At 44.5% G+C, this 2,604-nt stretch carries 3 protein-coding genes; all 3 read right to left on the bottom strand.

The features are described from left to right. Positions 1–191 (bottom strand): CRISPR-associated endonuclease Cas2 (gene cas2, locus ACTHUM_RS11400; protein WP_440402916.1); only part of this gene is annotated, 191 nt, incomplete at its 3' end. Then, positions 184–1,098: a type II CRISPR-associated endonuclease Cas1 gene (cas1, locus tag ACTHUM_RS11395; RefSeq protein WP_070461272.1), complete on the bottom strand. Its 915-nt coding sequence runs from the start codon at positions 1,096–1,098 to the stop codon at positions 184–186. The genes cas2 and cas1, both read right to left, overlap by 8 nt. 66 nt (positions 1,099–1,164) lie before the next feature. After that, on the bottom strand, positions 1,165–2,604 hold a 1,440-nt coding region (gene cas9 / locus ACTHUM_RS11390; RefSeq protein WP_440402915.1), incomplete at its 5' end, for a type II CRISPR RNA-guided endonuclease Cas9.

The following is a 2,604-nucleotide window of genomic DNA, read 5'->3' as shown; positions in this document are numbered from 1 at the left end:
CATAGCCTATTGTGGTGTTTTTGTAACGAGTCTCGACCTTTGACAATACGGCTGTATACAGAAAGTTGGAGCATTTGGTATCCATCTTTTAATAGAAACTGGCGGAATTGATTGGCGGCTTTGCGCTTTGCCGTTGTGGTGACCGGTAGGTCGAAGAAGACGATAATCCTCATAAATTTGGCCTCACTCATATTGGTATTCTTTCAATGGCAAGATTTCAGGCAGTTTCAGCTGTTTGGCGTTTTTATCGGTTACGCTGGCTTGAAATGAGGAAATCATTTTGTCTATGGCAGCCAAGGTGCTGAAATGTTGTCGTTTGATACAGATTTGACAGTGAAGGGTCTTGATAAGGTTTTGTTTGAGATTGGAGGTCAGATCAGTTTTCAGACGGCCTTGTTCATGCAAATGTATAACGACCAGGTCGGCCAATGGGCGTAAGGGTTCGATAAAGTCATCGGCGAGGTTGAATGGATTTAGTTCGCTTCTATGAAACAAGCCTAATGCAGGCAACCATCCATATAAAGTCAGGGCGCGTGCAACTGCTGCACGGAGTACGGCGTAGGTGTAGTTCAATGCGGCATTGACGGCATTGTTGTCATTGCGAGTAAACTTTTCTCCAAAGAGGGCTTGGAAGTAGAGGGCGGCAGCTTGGGCTTCACGGTTTCCTGTATCGCCCGAACGGACTTCGACTGCCAAAGTGCGCAGCCGTTTGGCGGCAAGATCATTGCCTGTTTCGTCTGCGACAAATGCTTGATTTAGGATTTTTTGGCGGATGATATGTTGCCAGAGTTGCTTTTTTAAGGGTTCGCTTATATTCAGCTGCAGCTTGAGGATTTTAAGTTGGCGGTGATATTGGGCATAAGGCAGCCATTGTCCGCAGGGTAGGAACTGTTCGTCACATGTCAGCAGGGTTGAGCCATGTTCGGCTAAGGCTGATAGGAGCGGGGCAGTAATCAGGGTTTCGCGGTTTTCGATGATGATAACGGCGATGTCTTCTAATGGTACGGTATGGGACTCGCCGTTTTGTTGAATCAGCAGTTGCCGGCATTGCAAGGATAGTTTGCCGCCATTTTGAATGAGCAGGCTGCGCCAAGTCATGTTTTTCCCCTTATTTTGATATAAAAAATCCCTGCTTCAGGCCGTCTGAAACAGGGATAGATTAATTTAGCAGACAGGCGGGCGTTTTTTCAGACGGCATGGTCTGATTTCTTTGCCCAGTTCATCGATTTGGTATTTTTGCATCAATACAAGATTTTGGGTACTAATACGGAATTGCTGTTCTTTAGAGCCTTTATCATGCCAAGCTAAATAGAATCGTCCATTAGAGCTATCACAGTTGATATAGTAGGCGAATTCTACTTTAGATTTTTCATCTTTCTGAAAAGCAATCAGATCATACTTATGCAAGCTAAAACAGAATGTATAGCTATCATCAATCCGGTATCCTTTACAATCAATATCGGGAAGAATGTTTTCAGCAACCTGCCAAGCATAGATGGGAACAATAAAATACTGATTTTTTCCTTTCTTATCCACTTTACAGAACACATCAACACGTACCATGTCTCCAGTATCTGCAATGGTATAAGCATTTTTTTTGTTTAATAAGACTCCGCTCTCTTGGGTTTTTTCGACCCTCACAGCTTTAACCAGTTGTCCCCCCTTTTTATAAAACGGATTGTCCTTAGGGTCAAATGCTTGTTTAGCATTACCTCCATATGCCCCTAAACGTGCCTTAAGAGCCTCATATAATTCAATCTCCCTACCATTTTTATAATTAACCATATTTTCAAGGTCGGCCAACTTGATTTCGGTTAACCATACTCGTTTAACACTAATTTTTTCATTATGTTTAACAAATCGTTTAGCAGATCTCAAAGTATCTTTATGTGCACCGCTCATCTTCCGATTGGGCGCGCGTGAAACAAACAGTGGCGTAACGTATTCATGTACGGCTTCGGGGCGAGATGATAATTTTTCGGCAAGCAACGCGCGCAGTTTTTCTGGGGTATCGGCTTCTTCAAATTCGGGTTTGCCGTCCGGTTTGCCGAAGACGCGAAGCATGACTTCTTGTGCGAAAAATTCCCAAGGTTGCGGGAAGTGTGTTTTTTGATGCAGCACTTCTCCTGTTTCTTTATCTATGGTTTTCCCGTCAAACGCGTTCATCTCTTTATGGTGTACAAAATGGGTAATTTTCTGCTGCATGGCAACGGTTGAGCAGGCAACGACGACGGCGTCCAAGGCGTGATGGCGGTCGTTTTCCGCACGCACTTTGCGTAATCCCCAAAAGCCGCGCAACAGATTGGTAATTTGTCCGTTGGATGCAAAGACACGTCTTTTCCCTTTACCTGTCAGCCGCATACGGTCAGCAATAAATTGGCACAGGAAACGGTTGACGTAGCGCGTATCGTTCAGATTGCGTTCTTTAAAGCCGTCTTCGTCGGATTTTTGCAGCAGAATCCGTTGTTTTTTACTGCGAGGAAAACGGCTGGTTTCAACACGCGCTTTAAATTCCTGCCATTCGCGGCTGTTGTCTTTGCCGTTGAAGTATTCGTAAGGGGTTTGGTTGCTTTTGTTTTGGTTTTCGCTGCCCAATACCAGCAC

This window comes from Neisseria sp. P0021.S006, assembly GCF_051956895.1.
This window is presented reverse-complemented; position numbering and strand designations above follow the sequence as displayed.